This window comes from Actinomadura madurae, assembly GCF_047130825.1.
Classification (GTDB): Bacteria; Actinomycetota; Actinomycetes; order Streptosporangiales; family Streptosporangiaceae; genus Spirillospora; species Spirillospora madurae.
Genome location: NZ_CP083237.1, coordinates 9,702,511 through 9,721,527, shown reverse-complemented (window position 1 = coordinate 9,721,527; position 19,017 = coordinate 9,702,511). Strand labels below are relative to the sequence as shown.

Below are 19,017 nucleotides of genomic sequence, written 5' to 3'. Positions count from 1 at the left end.
TCCGTCCCCGCCGAGTCGGAGTCCCCCAGTGCCGCACGACACCTCCCGCGGGAGGACGACCGTCCATCCCGCACGCGCCGCCGCCCGGCCCGGGCGCCCGGCCCAGCCCCACGGCGGCCGCGCCGGGCGTCCCGGCAAGCCGCGCCCCTCGCAGGCCCGCTCCGGGCAGGGGCGCGCCGGGCCGCCGCGCCCCGCGCAGAGCAGCCGGTACCTCACCGGCGGCGAGGCCGACGGCCCGCGGCTGCAGGAGGTGGTCGACGCCCGCGGCCCGCTCTCCGGGCCGCGGCTGCGCAAGGTCGCCGCGCGCACCGCCGCGGCGCTCGCGGCGATGCACCGCGCGGGGGTCGTGCACCACGACTTCAAGCCCGCCAACGTCCTGCTCGGCCCGGACGGCGCCAAGGTCGTCGACCTCGGCGCCGGGCGCCTCGCCGACGCCGCCGGGACGCCCGCCTACATGGCGCCCGAGCAGATCGAGGACGAGCCCGCCGGGCCGCCCGCCGACGTCTTCGCGTGGGGCGCGACGATGGTGTTCGCCGCGACGGGCCGGCCGCCGTTCGGCACCGGGCCGAGCACGGCCGTGATGCGGCGCGTCACGTCCCGCCGGCCCGACCTCGGCGAGATGCACGGCCCGCTGCGCGACCTCGCCGTCCGCTGCCTGGACAAGAACCCGGCCGCGCGGCCGACCGCGCCGCAGGTCGTCCGGGCGCTGCGGGAGGGCCAGGGCCCGGCGCCGAAGCCGCGCCCCACGAAGATCCCGCGCTACCGGTGGCGGATGATGGTCGCGCTCGGCGCGGTCATCGCCGCCGGGTTCGCGCTCGGCATGCTGTTCTGAGCGGCCCTCACCAGTGCGGCGGCCGGTCCTCCAGCAGGCGGGAGTCGTCGTCGCCGGCGCGCCACTCGCCCCATCCGGTGTCGGTGTCGTCGGACGTCTGGTCCGGCAGGATCTCCAGGTCGTCGTCCAGGTCGACCGGGCGGTCGTCGTCGGGTCCCACGTTCATGATCCCCATTGTCGGCGATCGGACCGGGCTGCCGCACCGTGATCCAGGTCAAACCCTGACCGCCCCCCGGGCGGCCGCCGGCGGGCTCAGCGGGCCAGCCGGCGGGCGAACTCCGCCGCGGCGGCGCCCGGGTCGCCGGCCTCGGTGATCGCCCGGACGACCACGACGCGGCTCGCGCCCGCGGCCAGGACCTCGTCCAGGTTGCCGAGGTCGATCCCGCCGATCGCGAACCAGGGCCGCGCGACCCGCTGCCCGGCGACGTACTCCACCAGCTTCGGGCCGGGGGCGGGGCGGCCGGGCTTGGTCGGGGTGGGCCACACCGGGCCCGCGCAGAAGTAGTCCGCGCCCGGCTCGGCGGCCGCCGCGGACGCCTGCTCGGGCGAGTGCGTCGACCGGCCGATCAGCATGTCGCCGCCGATGATCTCGTGGGCGGCGGGGACCGGCAGGTCGTCCTGGCCGAGGTGCAGCACGTCCGCGCGGGCGGCGTGCGCCACGTCGGCGCGGTCGTTGACCGCCAGCAGCGCCCCGTGCCGGTCGCAGGCCGCGCGGAAGATCTCCAGGTAGGCCATCTCCTGCCGGGCCTCCAGGCCCTTCTGCCGGAGCTGGACGATGTCGACGCCGGCGCCGAGCACGGCGTCCAGGAAGCCGGGCAGGTCGCCGTGCCGCTCCCGCGCGTCCGTGCAGAGGTAGAGGCGGGCTCGGCTGAGCCGCTCGCGCAGCTCGACGGCGCGCGCGGAGGGCAGATGCCTGGACACGGCGGCGGACGTCCTTTCTCGCATGCGGTCGCGGGGCCGCGCGGCGGCACGGTGCCGGCGCGCGCGACCCCGCGATGGTGTCACGTGCGTTGCCGCCGGGCGGACCCGGCCCGCGGCCGCCTAGAAGGCGAGCGCCTGGGCGCGGCGGCGGACCTCGGTACCCCGGTTCTCCGTCAACGCCTCGACGGGCGTCCCCGGCAGGGTGTCGTCGGCGGTGAACAGCCACCGGATCGTCTCGACGTCGTCGAAGCCGGCGTCCGACAGCAGCGTCAGGGTGCCGGGAAGTCCCTTGACGACCTGGCCGTCCTTGACGAAGGCGGCGGGCACCATCGGCTCGCCGCCGCGGCGCACGGCCAGCAGGCGGTGCTCGCTGATGAGCTGCTTGATCCGGTTGGGCTTGATCCCGAGACGGTCGGCGGTCTCCTTCAGGGAGAGCCATTCGCCGGCGAGGGCGTCGGTCCGGGGGTCGAGTGCGCTGTCAACGGTTGCGTGCATCTGCGTCACGCCCCCTTGCTACCACGCCTTCGGAAGCCTCAAACCCCCTGCACAACCGTTAAGTGCCCTCGCCGATCGCTATCCGCGAACGGCCTGCTTGACGGGCACGTCCGGGTCGGCGATCGCCTCCGGATCCACCGGCGTCCCGGCGGCGATCACGCGCCTCGCCTGCACCAGGTCGCGGGGCCTGCCGACGGTGAGGATCGCGTCGAGGCGGTCGCCGGTCAGCCACGCCACGACCCATTTCGGTCCGGCCGGGTCGCCGCGGTGGACGAGCCGCTCGGACACGGCGTGGCTGCCCGCGTACTGGACCATCCGGCCGAACTGCTCCGACCAGAAGTACGGGGCGGCGTCGTAGACGGCGTCCTGGCCGAGGAGGGCCGCGGCGGCCACGTCGGGGGCGTTGAGGGCGGTGTCCCAGTGCTCGACGAGGAGCCGCCGCCCGTACCGCCGCGACCACCAGGCCGCGCAGTCGCCGGCGGCCACGACGTCCGGGCGCGGGGAGCCGGGGTCCTCCTCGCCCGTGCAGGCGCGGAACGAGCCGTCGGTGACCACGCCGCGCTCCAGCAGCAGGCCGGAGCCCTCCAGCCAGTCCAGGACGGGCCGGACGCCGACGCCGACGACCACCTCGTCCGCGTCGATCCGGCCGCCGCCGGCGAGGGCGAGCCCGCCCTCCCGGACCTCCGCGACCTTGACGCCGGTGCGCAGCTCGACGCCGGCCTCGGCGTACCAGGGGGCGGTCAGCGCGCCGACCTCGGGCCCGATGGCGTTGGCGAGCGGGGTGTCGGCCGCTTCGACGACCGTGACCCGGCAGCCCTTCTTCGCCGCGGTCGTGGCGACCTCCGCCCCGATCCAGCCCGCCCCGACGATCACGATCCGGGCGCCGGGGACGAGCCGGGCCCGCAGGTCGCGGGCGTCCTCGATGGTGCGCAGGACGTGCTGGCGGCCGTCGCCCGGCAGCGTGATCGGGGCCGCCCCGGTCGCGATCACCAGGCCGTCGAAGGGCAGGTCGCCCGCCGTGGACGCGACGACGCCGCCGCGTCCGGGCGCGTCCAGCCGCAGGCCGGTGGCGCGCTCGCCGAGCAGCAGCTCGCAGCGCAGCGCGTCCCAGTCGGCGTCGACCGTCGTGTCGTCGGAGTCGCCCGCGAGGACGGCCTTCGACAGCGGCGGCCGGTCGTAGGGACGGTGCCGCTCCGCCGAGACGAGCGTGAGCGCGCCCTCGTACCCCCTGCTCCTCATGGCCTCCACGGCGCGCACGCCGGCCAGCCCGCCACCCACGACGATGACCCTCTGCATGAAGGCAACCCTAACCGGCGCCGGATTCCGGGTGGACACCTGTCCAGGCGAAGGCGCACGGCGACAAGGTCGTAAGGTAGGAGGCGGACAAAGAGCACAGAGCGCGGGAGTCCGGTACGACCGGGCTGAGAGGGCGGCTGAACGGGCCGCCGACCGCCAGACCTGATCCGGATCATGCCGGCGAAGGGAGCGCGCATGCAGATCGTCATCATCGGCGCCGGGGTCATCGGTCTCGCCACGGCCTGGCGGGCCGCCAGCGGCGCCGCCGTCACCCTGGTCGACCCCGAGCCCGCCGGAGGCGCCTCGTCCGTGGCCGCCGGCATGCTCACCCCGGTCAGCGAGCTGACCTACGGCGAGGAGCCGCTGCTGCGCCTCGGCCTCGCGTCCCGCGACCGGTACGGCGCGTTCGTCGCCGAGCTGGAGGAGCAGACGGGCCTGGAGACCGGCTACCGCACCGACGGGATTATCGAGGTCGCGTTCGGCCCCGACGACCTGGCCTACCTCGACGACCTGCGGCGCTTCCAGGAGAGCCTCGGGATCCCCGTCGAGACCCTGTCCGGCCGGGAGTGCCGGCGGGCCGAGCCGATGCTCGCGCCCGGCGTGCGCGGCGGGCTGCTCGCCCCCGAGGACGGCTCGATCGACCCGCGCCGCCTCACCCCGGCGCTGCTGGCCGCGGGCGAGCGACTGGGCGTCCGGCTCGTCCGCCGGCGGGCGACCGGGATCGTGACCGAGCGCGACGCGGCGACCGGGGTGCGGCTGGACGACGGAACGGTCCTCCGCGCGGACCGGGTGCTGCTGGCCGCCGGCCCGTGGTCGGACGGCCTCGGCGGCCTGCCCCCCGGGACCGTTCCACCCGTCCGCCCGGTGAAGGGGCAGGTGATCCGGCTCCGCGGCCGCACGCCCTTCCTCCGCCGGTCCACCCGCGGGCTCGTGAAGGGCTCGTCGGTGTACCTCGTCCCGCGCGCCGACGGCGAGGTCGTCCTCGGCGCGACGCAGGAGGAGCTGGGCTTCGACACCCGCGTCACCGCCGGCGGGCTCTGGGAGCTGTTGCGGGACGCCCGCGAGCTGCTGCCCGGCGTCACCGAGCTGGAGTTCGCCGAGGTCTCGGCCGGGCTGCGCCCCGGCTCCCCCGACAACGCGCCCGTGATGGGCCCGACCGCGCTGCCCGGCCTCTTCGTGGGGACGGGGCACTTCCGCAACGGCGTCCTGCTCACCCCGGTGAGCGCCGACATCCTGTCCGCGATGCTGCTGGACCGGCCCGTCCCCGAGCTCGCCGGGCCGTTCGCCCCCGACCGCTTCTCCCCCGAGGTGACCGCATGAAGGTGATCGTCAACGGTGAGCCGCGCGAGCTGCCCGACGGCGCGAGCGTGGCCGAGGTCGTCGCGACCGTCACCGCCGCCGCGTCCGGCGTGGCGGCGGCGCTGAACGACGAGGTCGTCCGGCGGGCGGAATGGGAGGCGACCGCGCTGCGCGAATCCGACCGCCTCGAAGTACTGACCGCCGTGCAGGGAGGCTGACCATGGCGACGACCACCGACCCGCTCGTCATCGCGGGCACCGAGCTCGGCTCCCGGCTGATCATGGGCACCGGGGGCGTGCCCAGCATGCGGGTGCTGCGGGAGGCGCTCACCGCGTCCGGGACGGAGCTGACCACGGTCGCGATGCGGCGGGTGGACCCGTCCGCGCGCGGCTCGGTGCTGGACGTGCTGAACGACTGCGGCATCCGGGTGCTGCCGAACACGGCGGGCTGCTTCACCGCCGGGGAGGCCGTCCTGACGGCCAAGCTCGCCCGCGAGGCACTCGGCACGGCCTGGGTCAAGCTCGAAGTGATCGCGGACGAGCACACGCTGCTGCCCGACCCGATCGAGCTGGTGGAGGCCGCAGAGCAGCTCGTCGCCGACGGGTTCACCGTGCTGCCGTACACCAATGACGACCCGGTCCTCGCGCAGCGCCTGGAGCGGATCGGCTGCGCCGCGGTGATGCCGCTCGGCTCCCCCATCGGCTCCGGCCTCGGCATCCGCAACCCGCACAACATCGAGCTGATCGTCGAGCGGGCGGGCGTGCCGGTGATCCTGGACGCGGGGCTCGGCACCGCCTCCGACGCCGCCCTGGCCATGGAGCTCGGCTGCGACGCGGTGCTCCTCGCGACGGCCGTGACCCGCGCGCGGCACCCGGACCGGATGGCCGCCGCGATGCGGCACGCGGTGGAGGCCGGGCGCCTCGCCCGCCTGGCCGGGCGGATCCCGAAGCGCCGCTACGCGCAGGCGTCCTCCCCCTTCGAGGGCCTCTCCACCTCGTAGCGACGCTAAAGGTTCCCCTGTAGAAGTATTCGCTGGACCTGAACACTCCGCGCCGTGAGACTGGGCCGGTCCACCGGCGGCCCTGCCGCAACCCGGCAGGTCGCTTCGGTGTTCATGGAAACGACCCGAACCTAAGGTGCGAGACATGCAGCAGGACAGCGGACGCGTCGACAAGCGCGCCATGGCGGCCGCCACGATCACGGTGGTGTTCTGGGCGTCGGCCTTCGTCGCGATCCGCAGCGCGGGCGCCGAGTACAGCCCGGGCGCCCTCGCCCTCGGCCGGCTCCTCTCCGGGACGGTCGTGCTCGGCGCGCTCCTGCTCGTCCGGCGCGAGGGACTGCCGCCCAGGGGCGCCTGGCCCGGCATCGTCACGGCGGGCGTCCTGTGGTTCGGCGCCTACATGGTCGCCCTGAACTGGGGCGAGCAGCTGGTGGACGCGGGGACCGCCGCCCTCGTCGTCAACATCGGGCCGATCCTCATCGCGCTTCTCGGCGGCTGGCTGCTGAAGGAGGGCCTTCCTCCCCGGCTGCTGGCCGGCATGGCCGTCTCCTTCGCCGGCGCCGCCGTGGTCGGGCTGTCGATGTCCGGCGAGGGACGCGCCTCCGTCGGCGGGGTACTGCTGTGCCTGTTCGCGGCCGTCACCTACGCGGCGGGCGTCGTGAGCCAGAAGCCCGCGCTGCGGCACGCCTCGGCGCTGCAGTTCACCGCGTTCGCATGCGCGATCGGCGCGCTGGCCTGCCTGCCGTTCTCCGGGCAGCTGGTCTCCGAGGCCGCGCGCGCCCCGGCCGGCGCCACCCTCAACATGGTCTACCTGGGCGTCTTCCCGACCGCGATCGCGTTCACGACCTGGGGATACGCGCTGGCCCGCACGTCCGCGGGGAAGATGGGGGCCACCACCTACGCCGCCCCCGCCCTCGTCGTCGCGATGTCGTGGCTGTTCCTCGGCGAGGTCCCCGGCCTGATCACGCTGGCCGGAGGCGTCCTGTGCCTCGCCGGCGTGGGCGTCTCCCGCAGCACCCGCTCCCTCCGCCGCCGCGTCCCGCCCGTCACTCCGGAACCGGCCGTCCCGGCGAAATCCCCCCCGGGGCTCATCGATGCTCATACTCGCGAGTGATGAGAACCTCGCCGGTTCGGCCGTAAACTCGCACCGATGGACGCGACGGTTGCCGATCCACTCGTCGGGCGCGTGCTCGACGGGCGCTACCGCATTGAGTCCCGCATCGCGCGCGGCGGCATGGCCACGGTCTACGTGGCCCGCGACATCCGGCTCGACCGGGTCGTCGCGATCAAGGTGATGCACGCCGGGCTCGCCTCCGACGAGGACTTCGTCGCCCGCTTCATCGGCGAGGCCAAGGCCGCCGCGGCGCTGTCCCACCCGAACGTCGTCGCGGTCTACGACCAGCGCACCGACGGCGAGCACACCTTCCTGGTCATGGAGTACGTCCCGGGCCACACGCTCCGCGACGCGCTGAACTCGCTCGGCCGGCTCGGGCCGCGCGCCGCGCTGGAGATCATGATGCCGGTGCTGGCCGCCCTCGGCGCCGCGCACCGCGCCGGGCTCGTGCACCGCGACGTCAAGCCGGAGAACGTGCTGATCACCGAGGACGGCCAGGTCAAGGTCGCCGACTTCGGCCTCGCCCGGGCCGAGACCGCGAGCAAGATGACCAAGACCGGCATGATCATCGGTACGGTCGGCTACCTGGCCCCCGAGCAGGTGCTGGCGGGCAACGCCGACGTCCGCTCCGACGTGTACGCGGCCGGGATCATGCTGTTCGAGCTGATCACCGGGCACCTCCCCCACCAGGGCGACACGCCGCTCGCCGTCGCCTACAAGCACGTGAACGAGACCGTCCCGCCGCCGTCCAGCCTCGTCCCGGCCCTGCCCCCGCAGGTGGACGCCCTGGTCACCGACGCGACGAGCCACGACCCGGCGCGCCGCCCGCACGACGCGAACCAGTACCACGCCGAGGTCGCCGAGGTGTTCGGCGGCCTGCCCCGCGACTTCGACCGCCGCGTCGAGGAGGCCTCGCGCAACCCCACCAGCGTGTTCGAGGCGCCGCCCCAGGGGCGCACCGCCGTCCTCGACGCGACCACGATGCCGGCCGAGACACCCCGGCGCACCCGCACCGACCGCGCCATCGGGGTGCTGACCGGCCGGTACGTCCTGGTCGCCATCGGCACGCTCGCCGCGGTGATCCTCGGCTGGGCGGTCTGGTACCAGACGTCCGGCCAGTACGAGCACGTCCCGTCGTCGATCATCGGGATGAAGCTCGCCGACGCCCGCGACCAGCTGGAGTCCTCCGGCCTGGAGGTGCGGACCGCCAAGGCGGTCTACGACGACCGCGTCCACAAGGGCGGCGTCGCCAAGTCCGACCCGCCCGCGGGCTCCCGCATCGCCAAGGGCGAGCCGGTCACGCTGACGCCCTCGAAGGGCATCACGCCGATCGAGGTGCCCGACGTCCGGGGCAAGACCCTCCCGGAGGCCACGCAGACCCTGGAGGACAAGGGCTTCAAGGTCGGCCGGACGAGCAACAGCCCCTCGCAGACGGTCGCCAAGGACAGGGTCATCGGCACCGACCCCGACGCCGGCGAGAAGCGCTCCCCCGACGACCCGGTCGCCGTCGTCATCTCCAGCGGGATGTCGATGCCCGACCTCGTCGGCGAGAACGGCGACGCCGCCGCCAACCAGCTGCGCTCGATGGGCCTGGACGTCACCGTCAAGAAGAGGCAGGTGGACGGCAAGGAGCCGAACACGGTGATCGAGCAGGCCCCCGCCGAGGGGACCGGCGTCTCCCGCGGCGACGACGTCACCATCGTCGTCAACAAGCGCGACTGCATCGTCGACGCGGGCCCCTTCCAGTTCGGCTGCGACGACGGCGAAGAGAAGAAGGTCCCCGTCCCGGACATGACCGGCCGCGGCGTGGACGACGCGAGGCGCGCCCTGGAGGACTCCGGCTTCCGGGTCAACGTGACGGGCTTCGGCGGCGACAGGGTCCGGTTCCAGTCCCCGAACAGCGGCGAGGCCCCGCGCGGCTCCACCGTCACGATCGTCCGGGGCCCGTGACCGGCTAGGCTGAACCGGCCATGACCTCACCGAAGAGCCCCGTCGGGGCGCACGTTCCCGTGGCCGGCGGCCTCGCCACCGGCGGCCTGAAGTACGCCGCCGAGATCGGCGCCGAGGCGATCCAGGTCTTCGTCGCCAACCCGCGCGGCTGGGCCCTCCCCGAGGGCAAGCCCGCCGAGGACGCGAAGCTCCTGGAGCAGGACGTCCCCGTCTACGTCCACGCCCCGTACCTGGTGAACTTCGGCTCCCCCACGCCCGAGACGCTGGCCAAGTCCCTCGCCACGGTCCGCCATTCCCTCACCCGGGGCCGCGCCATCGGCGCCCGCGGCGTCGTCGTCCACACCGGTTCCGCGGTGACCCAGACCTACGACGCGGCCATGGCGCAGATCCACGAGCACGTCCTCCCCCTCCTCGAAGAGATCCCCGAGGACGGCCCCGACCTCCTCCTGGAGCCCATGGCGGGCCAGAACAACATGCTCTGCGCCAAGGTCCAGGACCTCGGCCCCTTCTTCGAGAAGCTCGAACACCACCCGAAGCTGGGCGTCTGCTTCGACACCTGCCACGCCTTCGCCGCGGGCCACGACCTGGCCGCCCCCGGCGGCGTCAAGGACACCCTCGACGCCCTCGTGGCCACCGTGGGCGAGGGCCGCCTCAAACTGATCCACGCCAACGACAGCAAGGACCCCTGCGCCTCCGGCCGGGACCGCCACGAGAACATCGGCGCCGGCCAGATGGGCGAACCGCCTTTCGCCGACCTCTTCCGCCACCCCGCCGCGGCAGGCCTCCCCTTCCTCATCGAAACCCCGGGCCGAGCCCCCACCCCCCACGCGAAAGACATAAAAACCCTGAAACACCTACGCGACACCTGACCCACCATCCCCAGGCACAAGTGCCAGGGCCAGAGCGGCTACCCTGAGCCCCCGGTCCCCTGGTCTAGCCGCAAGGGGCGAGCCAAGCGATCCGGACCACCCCGCCCCCCGCCACGCCGACCGCGCCCACTCAACAACCTCAGAGGTTGCGATCGCGCCCGAAGCCATGGGCGAGCAAAGCGAGACCCGATCGCGCAGCGAGCCGCAAGGCGAGCCGAAGCGATCGGATAACCCGCACCCGCGGAACCACCAGCACCCACTACTGCACCGCCCCCAGCCCCCACCGCAACCACGCGACAACCTGGGGGCCGCGATCGCGTCCGAAGGCAGTTTCGAGCGAAGCAAGAAACTGATCGCGCAGCGAGCCGCAAGGCGAGCCGGAGCGATGCCAGCGATCGCCCGCTTTTATCGACGATGGAGGGCGCCCAGCGCCCGAAGGAGGAGAAAAAAGCAATAAATACGAGCTCGGGCGCCGCTGGACAACCCCCCGACTGTTCAGCGACGCCCGAGCCACAGGCCGCCGGATCCCACCCCCCCGGTACGGGATCCCGCGACTCACGATCCGGGTGAACCGGATCTCCGGATTTGCTCTTGTGGGAGGGTTCGCGGCCGGGGGCCGCCCGCCCCTCCGGAGCGGTGTGTCATTGAGAACACTAGAGGTGTGATGCCACGGTTGGACCCCCGAGAAGCACAAGGCTCGGTAAACGGTGCGTAGTCATAGACATGCGTAGCGTAGTCACGCGATGAGCGGTCGGTTCGCGGGGACGAGCGGCCGCCGTGCTTCAGTGCGCGGGCGCGTCCTCGGGGAGGTGCAGCTTTCTCAGGGCGCGGTCGGCGCCGCGGGGGACGCGGTGGCGGGTCAGCAGGGACACCGCGACCATGGCGGTGAAGGCGGCCGGGACGACGATCAGGGCGGGCGCGGTGACGAGGGCCGCCGTCCAGCCCGTGCCGGCGCCGTGCAGCAGGCGGACGATGCCCGCGGTGACGGCGGCGCCGGCGCCGAGGACGAGTCCGGCGGCGGCCCCGGCGGCGGTGAGGCCGCGCCACCAGATGCCGAGGACGAGCAGCGGGCACAGCGTGCACGCCGAGACGCAGAGCGCGGTGGTGACGAGGCCGGCGGCGCTCTGCGGGCCGATCCTCGGCAGCAGGACGAGCGGTGCGCCGAGCGCGAGGACGACGCCGGCGCGGAAGGCGGTGATCCCGCCGCGGCGGACGCCCTGCGCGATCGTCCCGGCGATGGCGACGGCGAGCCCGCAGGACGTGGAGATGAACGCGGCGAAGGCGCCGGCCGTGATGAGGCCGGTGAGCAGGGCGCCGGCCGGTCCGGGCGTCATCCGCTGCGGGAGGAGCAGGACGGTCGCGTCGGTGTCGCCGGTCATCAGCAGCTCGGGCGCGTAGACGCGTCCCAGTGCCGCGTAGACGGTGGGGAAGACGTAGAACAGCGCGAGGAGGACCGGGATGAGGGCGGCCGTGCGGCGCGCGGCGCTCCCGCAGCCGTTGGTGTAGAAGCGCATCAGGACGTGGGGCAGCCCCATGGTGCCGAGAAGGACGCCGAGGAGCGCCGAGTAGGTGCCGAACAGCTCGTGGTCCTCGTCGCGGCCGAACGGTGTCGCCCACGCGTCGTCGGCTTGCAGGGGCAGGCGTTCGGCATGGGGCACGGCCGCGCCCTCGGGAAAGATCACCTCGGTCTCCCTGCCGATGGTGTGCCGGCCCTCGGTGAGGGTCACGGGCTCGCCATGGCGGCGGAGGCCGTCCAGCCCGCCCCGCGCGGTGACGGTGACCGGCACGGGGACGGTCACCGCGACGTCGGTGCGCACGTGGACGCGCGTCGTCCGGTCGAACCGCGGCGGGCCGTCGCCGAGGGGGGTGGGGGCGCCGTGCAGGTGCCAGGCGCCGAGCAGCGCCGCCGCGGACACCGCGACGGCGGCCAGCTTCACCCAGAACTGGACGGCCTGGACGGAGGTGATGCTCCGCATCCCGCCGCCGGAGCCGACGAGCAGGAACGTGACCGCGACCACGACGGCCCAGCCGGCCCAGACCGGGGCGCCGGTCAGCACGCGCAGGGTGACGCCCGCCCCCTGGAACTGCGGCAGGAGGTAGAACCAGCCGATGCAGCAGACGCAGCAGGTGACGATGCGCCGCACGGCCGGGGAGCCGAGCCGCCATTCGGCGAAGTCGGAGACGGTGTAGGCGCCGGACCGGCGCAGCGGCGCCGTCACGAACGCCAGGAGCAGGACGTACCCGGCGGTCGCCGCGACCGGGAGCCACAGCATGTCGGCCCCGTAGGCGAGCACCAGCCCCGCGGTGCCGAGGAACGCGGCGGCGGAGATGTACTCGCCGCCGACCGCGGAGGCGTTCCACCAGGGGCTGACGCCCCGCGAGGCGACCCGCAGGTCGGACGTGGCGCAGGCCGAGCGGCGGGCGTGCGCGCCGAGGACGGCGGTCATGCCCAGCAGGGCGGTGAGCGCCGCCGCCGCGGCCGCCGCGGTCACCGCGGTCCCGCCGTCCCGGTGAGCTCGCGCTCGGCGCGTTCGGCCCGTCTCAGCTGGTGGAACGCCACCGCGATCCAGACCGGCTGGATGCCGAGCGCCAGGACGGCGCAGGACAGCGGGACGCCGCCCACGCGCGCCCGCGCGACCGCCGGGACGAGCGCCAGCAGCGCGGGCAGCCCCGTCACCACGGCCATGACGAACGCGCCGGTGCCGAGGGCGATCCGCAGCTGGGCGCGGATCAGGGCGCGCGCCTCCGCCTCCCCGGTCCGCGGACCGGGCGGCGCGCACGGCCGGCCGGGATGGGACGGGTCGCCCGGGTCGGCCCCGGACGGCTCCGGAGCGGTCGCCGGAGCTTCCGGCGGTGCGCCGCCGGACGCCGTCCCGGCGGTCACGGCGCGGCGCTCATCGCCCATCGCCGGCCTCCCCCGGGAGCGCGCCGTCCTCGCCCGGCTGGTGGAACCGGCGGACCAGCAGGTCGCGCACCTCGCGGGTGTGGCGGCGGCTGACCTGCAGCAGCTCGTCCCCGATCTGGACGGCCGCGCGGCCCCCGTCGAAGCGCAGCTCGGTGATGTGCGCGGACGCGACCAGGGTGCTGCGGTGGATGCGGATGAACCCGGCGCCCTCCCACCGCTTGGTCAGCACCGACAGCGGCATCCGGACGAGGTAGCCGCCGTCGGCGGTGTGCAGGCGGACGTAGTCGCCCTGCGCCTCGACGTGCGTGACCGTCCGGCGGGAGACGAGCCGGGTCCGCCCGCCGAGCTCGACGGGGATCATCTCGTCGGCGGGGTCGGGGGCGGCCTCCTCGGCGGGCGGGGCCGGGCGGTGCGCGGCCGCCGCCACCCGGCGGACCGACTCGGCGAGCCGCTCCGGCCGGACGGGCTTCAGCAGGTAGTCGAGCGCGCCCAGCTCGTAGGCGGTGACGGCGCAGTCGTCGTGCGCGGTCACGAACACCACGTGCGGCGGCTCGGCGAAGCCGGTCAGGAGCCGGGTGAAGTCGAGCCCGTCGAGGCCCGGCATGCGGATGTCCAGGAACACGGCGTCGAGGTGCTCTCCCTCCACGAGCATGCGGCTCAGGTCGCGCAGCGCGGACGAGGCGTCCCCCGCGCCAGTGACCCGCCCGATCCGAGAGTCCCTGCGGAGCAGGTACGTCAGCTCCTCCAGGGCGGGGCGTTCATCGTCGACCGCGAGGACGTGAAGCATGGGGGTGACTTTGCCGCGATTACCGTCTGTCCGCAATCGATTCCATGAAGTGAGTACCGCCCCCGGCGGCGGGGCGTCATTCCGGAAACACGCCGGGACGATACTTCGGGACGCGCAGATTGACCTTGGTCCCCGCACCGAGAGCGGTCTCGACGGTGAGCCCGTACTCGTCGCCGTAGACCTGGCGCATGCGCTCGTCGACGTTCGCGAGCCCTATGCCGGGGCCGCCGTCCTGCCGGGCCCGGGTCACCACGCTGCCCCAGCCGGTCGGGCCGGGGCGGCCGAGCGGCGCGGAGAGGATCTCCTGGAGCCGCTCGGGGTCCATGCCGACCCCGTCGTCCTCGACGCTGATCGCGGCCTCGGCGCCCGAGTCGCGCGCCACGATCGAGATGTGGAACGCCTCGCGCTCCCCCGCCATGCCGTGCCGGATGGCGTTCTCCACGAGCGGCTGGAGGGCGAGGAACGGGACGGCGACCGGCAGCACCTCCGGCGCGATCTCGACCCGGCAGCGCAGCCGGTCGCCGAACCTGGCCCGCTCCAGCAGCAGGTAGCGGTCGAGGGAGCGCAGCTCGTCGGCGAGGGTGGTGAAGTCGCGGGGGTTGCGGAAGGAGTAGCGGGCGAAGTCGGCGAAGTCGAGCAGCAGCCCGCGGGCCCGGTCCGGGTCGGTGCGGACGAACGAGGCGATCGTGGTCAGCGAGTTGTAGACGAAGTGCGGGGAGATCTGGGCGCGCAGCGCCCGCCGCTCGGCCTCGGCGAGCCGGACCCGGGCGGAGTCGAGCCCGGCCAGCTCCAGCTGCCCGGTGACGAGGCGGGCGGCCTCGCCGACCGCGCGGACGCGCGCCGCCGACGGGCCCTCCCAATAGGCGGCGAGCGCCCCCTCGACGCGTCCCTCGACGGTGAGCGGGGCGACCATCGCCGCCCGGACGCGGCACCCCGCGGAACCACAGGCGAGCACCTCGGGCGCGATGACGCGGGGCCGCGCCGACGCGAGGACGGGCAGGACGTGCCCGACGGCGTCGGGGGCGTGGGCGCCGCGGCCCGCGCCGTCCCAGGCCAGCAGCCGGGGCGCGTCCCGTCCCGCGCCCTCGCCGGGGCCGGCGCCGCCGTCCGGGCCGGCCGGGGGGCGCACCGCGACGAGCGCGACCGCCTCGGCGCCGAGCAGCGCGCGGAGCCGCCGGGCCGCCGGGCGCGCCGCGTCCTCCGTCAGCCCGGCGCGCAGGGACGGGGCGGCGCGCGCCACCAGGTGGAGCGCGGCGAACGCCGCCGCCTCGCCCGGATCGGCGTGCGCGCGGCGCGGCGGGGGGAGCCGGCGGCGCAGCGCCCCGACCCCGGCGGCACCGGCGGCCGTGGCGCTCGCGACGGCGTCCGCGACGGACGGTATGACCATGGCAACGTACGGTAACGGCTGCCGCCCGTCCAGGAGCGGTCGTTGCCCATTTACGAAGGTCTCGGATCGGCCACGGCCGCGCCCGGGCGGGCCCTCCGTCACAGCGGGGGCGACTCGCCCTCGTCCTCCTGGTAGGAGTAGCGCTGCTCGTACCACGGGTCGGCGACGTTGTGGTAGCCGCGCTCCTCCCAGAAGCCGCGCCGGTCCTTCACCAAATACTCGACGCCGCGGACCCATTTCACGCTCTTCCACGCGTACAGGTGCGGGACGACGATGCGGACGGGGAAGCCGTGGTCGGGGCTGAGGCGCTCGCCGTCGCGGTGGGTGGCGAACATCGTCCCGTCGGCGAGGAAGTCGCTCATCCGGATGTTGGCGCTGTAGCCGTACTCGGCCCAGACCATCACGTGCGTGACGTCCGGCGCGGGCGGTGCCAGCTCCACGAACGCCGTGCCCGGGACGCCCTCCCACTCGTTGTCCGGGATCGTGAACTTGGTGACGCAGTGGAAGTCGGCGACCGACCGCTCCCTCGGCAGGGCGTCGAACTCGTCCCAGCTCCAGCGGTGCTGCTCCCCCGACTCGGTCGCGCCGAAGACCCGGAAGTCCCAGTCGTTGGGACGGAACTTCGGCACTGGGCCGTAGTGCAGGACGGGCCAGCCCCGGGGGACGTACTGGCCGGGCGGCAGATCGCGCGGCCGCGGTGCGGGCTGTTCGGGGTTGGTCATGACGCGGCCATCCTGCCATCCGGAGTGAGCTGAGCCATATCCGGGGGTCCGTGCGGGCCCCCGTCCCGGCGATCGGCTACGCTGAACCCGTGCGCAACGTCGTGTATCTGTTTTGGTTCGACCAGCCCGGACGGCTGGTCTGCCAGACGCTGCGCTGACAGACCACAGGCGAAAGCCCCGGGCCGGCCGGCCCGGGGCTTTCGTCGTCCCAGGGGCGGAGCCGGGTTCCCGGGCGTAGAGGAGAGGCAGCACACCCATGGTCGTCGTCATGGCCCCGGAGGCCAGCGAAGCGGATATCAAGGCCGTCGTCTCACTGGTCGAGACGGCGGGAGGCGACGCCTTCGTCAGCCGCGGGGTGGAACGGACCATCGTCGGGCTGGTCGGCGACGTCCAGCAGTTCGGCTCGCTGAACCTGCGCGGGATGCGGGGCGTCAGCGACGTCATCCGCATCTCGGCGCCGCACAAGCTGGTGAGCCGCGAGAACCACGCCGAGCGCTCGGTCGTCCGGGTCGGCGGCGTGCCGATCGGCCCCGGAACCATGACGCTGATCGCCGGCCCGTGCGCGGTGGAGACCCCCGAGCAGACCCTCGGCGCCGCGCAGATGGCGCAGGCCGCGGGCGCGACGCTGCTGCGCGGCGGCGCGTTCAAGCCGCGGACGTCGCCGTACGCGTTCCAGGGGCTCGGCGAGGCCGGGCTGCGCATCCTCGCGGACGTCCGCGCGGAGACCGGCATGCCGATCGTCACCGAGGTCGTGGACGCCGCCGACGTCGAGCTCGTCGCGTCCTACGCGGACATGCTGCAGATCGGCACCCGCAACGCGCAGAACTTCGCGCTGCTGCAGGCCGCGGGCGAGTCCGGCAAGCCGGTCATGCTGAAGCGCGGGATGAGCGGGACGATCGAGGAGTGGCTGATGGCCGCCGAGTACGTCGCGCAGCGGGGCAACCTCGACATCGTGCTGTGCGAGCGGGGCATCCGCACGTTCGAGCGGGCGACCCGCAACACCCTGGACATCTCCGCGGTGCCGGTGGCGCAGCGCCTCTCCCACCTGCCGGTCATCGTGGACCCGTCCCACTCGGGCGGCAGCCGCGACCTCGTCCTGCCGCTGACCCGCGCCGCGATCGCGGTCGGCGCCGACGGCGTGATCATCGACGTGCACCCGCACCCGGAGACCGCGCTGTGCGACGGGCCGCAGGCGCTGGTGGACGGTGATCTGCGCGAGCTGGCCAAGGTGGTCCGCGACCTGCCCCCGCTCGTCGGCCGCACTCTCACCCAGGCCCAGGACCCGGACGCCGTCCCCGCCTGATCCGCCGCCGCGGTATCGTCCCTTCCATGGCTTACTGGGCACCTGATTGCGGGCCGCCGCGCTCCTGACGGGGCGCGGCGACCGCAACTCCGCTGACGACCGGCACGGCCCGGCGCCGATCCGCGCGCCCGGCCGCGTCGTCCTGCGCCCCGGATCCGGAGCCCCCTTCCGATTCGAGCTCAGGAGCCTTCTCCGTGTCACAGCACACGTCTCTTCGGCGTGCGACCGAAAAGCACGCTTCCTCCCGTAACCGGCGCGGCGGCGCCGACGTCCTGCTGGCGGCGTCCCTGTGGGGGACGACCGGGACCGTCCGCACCTTCGCCGACGGCGCGTCTCCGTACTCGATCGCGGCGATCCGCATCGTCGTCGGCGGCCTGCTGCTGCTCGGCCTCGCCGCGTCCACGCGCCGCGGCGCCGGGCTGCGCCGGCTGCTGCGCGAGCGCCGCAACCTGCCGCTCATCGGGCTGGGCGCGGTCGCGATCAGCGTGTACCAGACGGCCTTCTTCGTCGCCGCGGGGCGGACCGGCGTGGCGGTCGGCACCGTCGTCACGATCGGCGGCGCGCCCGTCTTCGCCGGCCTGATCGGGCTGGTCGTCCGGCGGTCCGCGCCGACGGGCCGCTGGATGCTCGCGACCGTCGGCGCCGTCGCGGGGTGCGCCCTGCTCGTGGGCGGCGGCCGGGACGCGGGCGCCGAGCCGCTCGGCATCGCGCTGGCCCTGCTGTCCGGGCTGTCGTACGCGGTGTACGCGACGGTGGCGTCCGTCCTCATCACCCGGGGCGAGGAGGACCGGGCCGTCGCCGGTGCCCTGTTCGGCACCGCGGCGGTCCCGCTCTTCGGGGTGCTGCTGGCCGGCTCGACGAGCTGGCTGGCGACGGGGACGGGCGCGCTCATCGCGCTCTACCTCGGCGTCGTCACGACGGGCGGCGGCTACCTGCTGTTCGCCCGGGGCCTGCGCACGACCCCCGCCACCACGGCGACGACGCTGACCCTGGCGGAGCCGGCGGTGGCCGCGGTGCTCGGCACCGCCGTGCTGGACGAGCGGCTCGGCGGCGCGGCGCTGGCCGGTCTCGTGCTGCTGGCGGTGAGCCTGGTGGTCCTCGTCGCGCCCGTCCGGCGGCGTACCACCGGAAAACGCGGCGGTAACGAATTGGTCTGAACCATTGGCCGGGCCGGGCGCGGCGAGGATGATGGCCGGCATGACAACGGGCGATGGTGACGCCGGGGGGCGGCTGTTCCCGGAGGATCTGGACGGCGTCGACCCGGTCGCCGCCGTGATGCTGGCGGACGCGTGCCGCGCCGCGTCCGCCTACCCGGAGCCGGTGGTGGTGGGCGCGCTGTTCACGGCCGCCGAGCGCGTCCCCGGCGGCTGGCAGATCGTGTGCCCGTGCGACCCGCTGCCGCAGGGCGCGCGGGAACTGCTCGCCGTCCATCTGGAGGACCTCGCCGCGCTGTGCGGCGGCGCCGAGGCGCGCGTCCTGCTCGACGCGGCCCGGACGCTGCAGCGCGCACCGTCCGACGAGGTCGTCGCGGGCGCGCGGCGGTTCCGGATCGTGCGGATCGAGCAGCTGGTCCGCACCGGCCCGGACGGGCCGGAGCCGCCCCGGCCGACGGACCTGGACCCGCTGCCCGCCCGCCGCGTCCCGCTCGGCCGCCCGTACGACCTGCTGCCCGACGACGGCCCGGCGGCCGGCGGCGCGGCGGCCGAGCTGCTCCACCGGGTGCTGGACACGGCCGCCGCCGGGGGCGCCGAGCCGCCCGGCGCCTTCCTCACCCCGGTCGCGCTGGCGCCGGTCTTCACGGTCGCCGAGCGCGGCGAGAAGCGCTGGCGCCCCGTGGGCCGGCTGTACGACGCGCCGCAGCAGGCCCGCGACTCGCTGGTCACCTACTTCCGGCACGTGGTCCCGGCGGTGGAGAGCCCCGCCGCGACGGACCTCGAACGCTTCGCGGAGGCGGCGGAGCTGATGGAGGCCGAGACCCGCCGCAACGGCATCGCCGTCGCGGGCCGCCGCTTCCGCATCGTCCGCATCGAGCGCATCACCCTGATGGGCCCGGACGGCCCCGAACCCCCGCGCCCATCGGACTTCGACGCCCGCTGAGCGTCGGGCGGAGCGGAGCGCCAGCGAAGCGGAGCCCGCC

19 protein-coding genes and 1 riboswitch are annotated in these 19,017 nt (G+C 74.7%); of the genes, 10 read left to right on the top strand and 9 right to left on the bottom strand.

Annotation, left to right across the window (positions count from 1 at the left end):
- Nucleotides 1-28 precede the first annotated feature (28 nt).
- Nucleotides 29-832 carry a protein kinase domain-containing protein gene (locus K8Z49_RS45565; protein WP_024936409.1) on the top strand — a complete coding sequence of 268 codons (804 nt, stop codon included), beginning with the start codon at nt 29-31 and terminating at the stop codon, nt 830-832.
- A 7-nt stretch (nt 833-839) separates the two neighbouring features.
- Here K8Z49_RS45565 and K8Z49_RS45560 read toward each other — a convergent pair whose 3' ends face one another.
- From K8Z49_RS45560 to K8Z49_RS45545, 4 genes are all read right to left on the bottom strand, one after another.
- A complete protein-coding gene (locus K8Z49_RS45560; RefSeq protein WP_177287611.1) occupies nt 840-998 on the bottom strand; it encodes a hypothetical protein in 159 nt (52 codons plus the stop codon).
- A gap of 86 nt (nt 999-1,084) precedes the next feature.
- Entirely contained in the window at nt 1,085-1,753 is a 669-nt protein-coding gene (gene thiE / locus K8Z49_RS45555) for a thiamine phosphate synthase (protein ID WP_412517024.1), read from the bottom strand.
- Nucleotides 1,754-1,873: 120 nt separating this feature from the next.
- Nucleotides 1,874-2,248 (bottom strand): Rv2175c family DNA-binding protein, encoded by a 375-nt coding sequence (locus K8Z49_RS45550; protein WP_033333815.1) that lies wholly within the window; start codon nt 2,246-2,248, stop codon nt 1,874-1,876.
- Between the two features lie 78 nt (nt 2,249-2,326).
- A complete protein-coding gene (locus K8Z49_RS45545; protein ID WP_412517023.1) occupies nt 2,327-3,544 on the bottom strand; it encodes an NAD(P)/FAD-dependent oxidoreductase in 1,218 nt (405 codons plus the stop codon).
- A 93-nt stretch (nt 3,545-3,637) separates the two neighbouring features.
- Nucleotides 3,638-3,750: riboswitch (TPP riboswitch) on the top strand.
- Between K8Z49_RS45545 and thiO the strand changes: the two genes are divergently transcribed.
- The 6 genes from thiO (at nt 3,740) to K8Z49_RS45515 (ending at nt 9,776) form a co-directional block, all read left to right on the top strand.
- Nucleotides 3,740-4,864 carry a glycine oxidase ThiO gene (thiO, locus tag K8Z49_RS45540; protein WP_412517022.1) on the top strand — a complete coding sequence of 375 codons (1,125 nt, stop codon included), beginning with the start codon at nt 3,740-3,742 and terminating at the stop codon, nt 4,862-4,864. Its footprint overlaps the riboswitch before it by 11 nt.
- On the top strand, nt 4,861-5,061 hold the full coding sequence (gene thiS, locus K8Z49_RS45535; protein ID WP_021597177.1) for a sulfur carrier protein ThiS: 201 nt from the start codon (nt 4,861-4,863) through the stop codon (nt 5,059-5,061). The genes thiO and thiS overlap by 4 nt, the downstream gene beginning before the upstream one ends.
- Before the next feature lie 2 nt (nt 5,062-5,063).
- Nucleotides 5,064-5,843 carry a thiazole synthase gene (locus K8Z49_RS45530; protein WP_021597176.1) on the top strand — a complete coding sequence of 260 codons (780 nt, stop codon included), beginning with the start codon at nt 5,064-5,066 and terminating at the stop codon, nt 5,841-5,843.
- A 145-nt stretch (nt 5,844-5,988) separates the two neighbouring features.
- Complete coding sequence (locus tag K8Z49_RS45525; protein WP_111833067.1) at nt 5,989-6,957, top strand: DMT family transporter; 969 nt, start codon at nt 5,989-5,991, stop codon at nt 6,955-6,957.
- A gap of 36 nt (nt 6,958-6,993) precedes the next feature.
- Nucleotides 6,994-8,907: a Stk1 family PASTA domain-containing Ser/Thr kinase gene (gene pknB, locus K8Z49_RS45520; protein ID WP_412517021.1), complete on the top strand. Its 1,914-nt coding sequence runs from the start codon at nt 6,994-6,996 to the stop codon at nt 8,905-8,907.
- 20 nt (nt 8,908-8,927) lie between these two features.
- Nucleotides 8,928-9,776 (top strand): deoxyribonuclease IV, encoded by an 849-nt coding sequence (locus tag K8Z49_RS45515; protein WP_412517020.1) that lies wholly within the window; start codon nt 8,928-8,930, stop codon nt 9,774-9,776.
- A 782-nt stretch (nt 9,777-10,558) separates the two neighbouring features.
- On the opposite strand, the gene K8Z49_RS45510 is transcribed toward K8Z49_RS45515, so the two are convergent.
- The 5 genes from K8Z49_RS45510 to K8Z49_RS45490 all read right to left on the bottom strand — a co-directional run bounded on the left by K8Z49_RS45510 (nt 10,559) and on the right by K8Z49_RS45490 (nt 15,577).
- Nucleotides 10,559-12,268 carry a cation acetate symporter gene (locus K8Z49_RS45510; RefSeq protein WP_412517019.1) on the bottom strand — a complete coding sequence of 570 codons (1,710 nt, stop codon included), beginning with the start codon at nt 12,266-12,268 and terminating at the stop codon, nt 10,559-10,561.
- On the bottom strand, nt 12,265-12,681 hold the full coding sequence (locus tag K8Z49_RS45505) for a hypothetical protein (RefSeq protein ID WP_412517018.1): 417 nt from the start codon (nt 12,679-12,681) through the stop codon (nt 12,265-12,267). Before K8Z49_RS45505 ends, K8Z49_RS45510 begins: the two co-directional genes overlap by 4 nt.
- A complete protein-coding gene (locus K8Z49_RS45500; protein ID WP_021597170.1) occupies nt 12,671-13,468 on the bottom strand; it encodes a LytR/AlgR family response regulator transcription factor in 798 nt (265 codons plus the stop codon). The genes K8Z49_RS45505 and K8Z49_RS45500 overlap by 11 nt, the downstream gene beginning before the upstream one ends.
- A gap of 76 nt (nt 13,469-13,544) precedes the next feature.
- The gene (locus tag K8Z49_RS45495; protein ID WP_412517017.1) at nt 13,545-14,855 is read right to left on the bottom strand and encodes a sensor histidine kinase; all 1,311 of its coding nucleotides are present in this window, start codon (nt 14,853-14,855) and stop codon (nt 13,545-13,547) included.
- A gap of 98 nt (nt 14,856-14,953) precedes the next feature.
- On the bottom strand, nt 14,954-15,577 hold the full coding sequence (locus K8Z49_RS45490; RefSeq protein ID WP_021599989.1) for a sulfite oxidase-like oxidoreductase: 624 nt from the start codon (nt 15,575-15,577) through the stop codon (nt 14,954-14,956).
- Between the two features lie 256 nt (nt 15,578-15,833).
- Here K8Z49_RS45490 and aroF point away from each other — a divergent pair, with 256 nt between their 5' ends.
- The 3 genes from aroF (at nt 15,834) to K8Z49_RS45475 (ending at nt 18,977) form a co-directional block, all read left to right on the top strand.
- Nucleotides 15,834-16,880, top strand: coding sequence for a 3-deoxy-7-phosphoheptulonate synthase (gene aroF, locus K8Z49_RS45485; protein ID WP_021599990.1), 1,047 nt, complete (start codon nt 15,834-15,836; stop codon nt 16,878-16,880).
- A 194-nt stretch (nt 16,881-17,074) separates the two neighbouring features.
- Nucleotides 17,075-18,037, top strand: a complete 963-nt coding sequence (locus K8Z49_RS45480; RefSeq protein ID WP_412517016.1) for a DMT family transporter — start codon at nt 17,075-17,077, stop codon at nt 18,035-18,037.
- A 40-nt stretch (nt 18,038-18,077) separates the two neighbouring features.
- Nucleotides 18,078-18,977, top strand: coding sequence for a DUF5954 family protein (locus tag K8Z49_RS45475; protein ID WP_412517015.1), 900 nt, complete (start codon nt 18,078-18,080; stop codon nt 18,975-18,977).
- Nucleotides 18,978-19,017: the final 40 nt, after the last annotated feature.